We start from the raw sequence: 2,711 nt of genomic DNA, 5'->3' as shown, positions 1-2,711 counted from the left end.
CAAAGGTCACACATACCGCTAAACTTCGCGGAGCCGTGTCGTCTGCCAAAAAAGGGCAGCGTATCCTTTCCACCTCCGGGCAGATCGTCACCACGAAAGACGGCGAAGTATTCGGCGATGGCGACACCGTGATTGCCTGGAATGAGGTTGACTGGTCTACGAGGCAGCGGGCGCGCATGGATGCTCATAAGTTGCGTGGGGATTATCCGGCGGAGAAGCACGAGATCAGCAACGTCGACCAAATCCAGTATACCCCGGAGGAGCGCAAAATGTTTAAAGAGTTGGCCGTTGAGCAGGCAAGAAAAGAGCTGGCGGAGTTGAAAAAATGAGCCATTATAATCGGCCATTTTGGTTTAGCGGTACTAAACTTTTGTGTCAAAAGGGGCATTTCACAAGGGAGTTTACGGGGCAATTATGAGCGCATTGAATAATATCAACGAGTTACATTTTCGGAAAGTGGTACAGAATGGCGCTTATCTGTACTACGGGCAATTTCTAAGGGTGAGCTTGTGAACGTAAATAGTGCCGCAATGAGACAATGCCTGAGCGACAACGACCCGTGGTTGTGGGCGCATTACAACGGTATCAGGCTGCAATCGGGGCCGTTCACGCCTATCGGTCACGAGTACCAGGTTGAGCCGATGCAGTCCACGTCCAAAAAAATGGCCGCCATGAAGGGCGCACAGCTCGGCTGGACGCAGTTAGAGATCATCCGCGTATTGCACGGACAGATCCATGGCCTGTATCCCTCGGGTGTGTTGTACCTGTTTCCTACGAGCGACGATGTAAGTGATTTTGCCAAATCACGGTTTAACCCCCTCATTGCCGACAATCCGGGCAGCATCGGGCAGTATATCCAGTCTACCGACTCCACCAATATCAAGCGCATAGGTACGGGGATGCTGTATCTACGTGGGGCGCGATCAACGCAAAAGATCGAGGGCATAAAAAAAGATGCCTCCAAGCTCAGGTCAATCCCGGTCGACAAGGTTGTTTTCGACGAGGTTGATCTGATGGACCCGGATATGGTGCAGATGGCGCTGGAACGGTTTAGCCACAGTGAGGTGCAGGAGGAGTCCTATCTCTCCACGCCTACGATCCCCGATTTTGGCATTGACAAGCTCTACCAGGCCTCAGACCGCCGTATATGGGTGATCGAGTGTCAGTCATGCGGGCGCGAGTGCTGCTTAGAGCTGGATTTCCCGGAGTGCGTCAAGTACCACGGCAAGCACGCCTATCGTGCCTGTGTCAAGTGCGGTGAGGAGATATATCCGTCAGACGGCAGGTGGGTTGCACAATCACCAAACGCAGACTATGAGGGCTACTGGATCAGCCAGCTCAACAGCATCTATGTCGACCCCGGCAAGATCCTCAAGCTGTTCCTCGATCCTCCAAACGGTAATCTCCAGGAGATATATAACTCCAAGCTCGGTATGGCCTATATCGACGCGCAAAACAGGCTGACCAGGCAGGATGTGTACGCCTGCTGTGGCAGTGATGCCATCGCAACATCATCCAAGCGGACATGCTCGATGGGCGTCGATGTCGGCAAGGTACTCCACGTGCTTATTGGCTATCCTGAGGGCGGCAAGTTCCGCCTTCTCTACGCGGGCAGGGTGGGCGAGTTTTCAGACCTGCATGACCTTGCCATCAAGTTCAACGTGCAGTGTGCGGTCCTTGACATGGAGCCTGAGACACGCAAGGCAAGGGAGTTTCAGGCAGCCGAAAAGTACAAGGTTTACCTGTGCGACTACGCGGAAAACCAAAAGGTATCGAAAAGGCAGGACGATCAGACGGGTATTGTCGTAGTCCGCCGTACAGAGATATGCGACAGCACGCACAACCTGTTTTCCAAACAGATTGTCATATTGCCGCGGCGCTGTCCTGAGATTGAGGAGTATGCCCTTGAAGTCAGCAACATCGCCAAGGTGCTCGAAGAGGATCAGGTTTCAGGCAGCAAGAAATATACCTATCGTAAGCTGGGACCGGACCACTACCGGCACGCAACTAACTATTTCTGGCTGGCCTGTCAGGACCCGAAGGTCGTGGCCGACAACAGACCGGACAAGGTGCGCGGCAGAAAGACCAACCAGGCCGCTGAATGGAGTCCCTTTGATAATTAGACAAATCACGCATGACGATATACCGAGGCTCATTGAGATAGGTCTCATGTGCCATCAGGAGAGCGAGTACAACGTCATGTCGTACAGCGCAAACAAATGTATTGCCCTGTGTGAGCGCATCATTGCAGAGCCTCAGATGCTCGGCATGGTGACGGTCAAGGATGGTGTGATAACGGGCGTACTTGTAGCCGCAGCGATCCCCGCGTATTTCAGCGACGAGATCACGGCGAGCGATCTGCTGGTGTATGTCCTGCCTGAGCACAGGGGATCACGGGCGTTTTACCTGCTCTGCCTGTCCTATGTCGGATGGGCGCGGACAAAAGGATCACGGTTGATATTTCTACGCAATACCACAGGCATCGAAGCCGACAAGGTGGGGCGCCTGTATGAGCGTATGGGGTTCAGTAAGGTAGGCGGTATCTACCGCATGGAGGCATAGCATGTGTGATGTAGCATCAATATTCAGTTCACCTAAGACACCGGATATTATCACGCCGCCGCCGACACCAAAGAGTTCGGATACAGACGTAGAGGCGGCAGCGCAAAAGGAAAGAGAGTTGTCACGCAAGAGAAAGAACCGGAAGGCGA

General features: G+C 53.4%; 3 protein-coding genes. All 3 read left to right on the top strand.

Annotated elements, in window-relative coordinates:
* Nucleotides 1-329, top strand: a 329-nt coding sequence (locus tag WC359_15560; protein MFA5401869.1) for a hypothetical protein, incomplete at its 5' end; no start/stop codon positions are given.
* A gap of 201 nt (nucleotides 330-530) precedes the next feature.
* Nucleotides 531-2,123 carry a phage terminase large subunit family protein gene (locus tag WC359_15555; protein ID MFA5401868.1) on the top strand — a complete coding sequence of 531 codons (1,593 nt, stop codon included), beginning with the start codon at nucleotides 531-533 and terminating at the stop codon, nucleotides 2,121-2,123.
* Nucleotides 2,113-2,562 carry a GNAT family N-acetyltransferase gene (locus WC359_15550; GenBank protein MFA5401867.1) on the top strand — a complete coding sequence of 150 codons (450 nt, stop codon included), beginning with the start codon at nucleotides 2,113-2,115 and terminating at the stop codon, nucleotides 2,560-2,562. The genes WC359_15555 and WC359_15550 overlap by 11 nt, the downstream gene beginning before the upstream one ends.
* Nucleotides 2,563-2,711 lie beyond the last annotated feature (149 nt).

This window comes from Dehalococcoidia bacterium, assembly GCA_041653995.1.
Taxonomy (GTDB): Bacteria; Chloroflexota; Dehalococcoidia; order GIF9; family UBA5629; genus CAIMUM01.
Note: the sequence above shows the minus strand (reverse complement) of the source record. Positions and strands in the feature narration are given on the sequence as shown.

Coding starts and splice junctions, on each gene's coding strand:
- WC359_15555 (MFA5401868.1), top strand. CDS start 531: ATGAGACAATGCCTGAGCGACAACGACCCGTGGTTGTGGGCGCATTAC.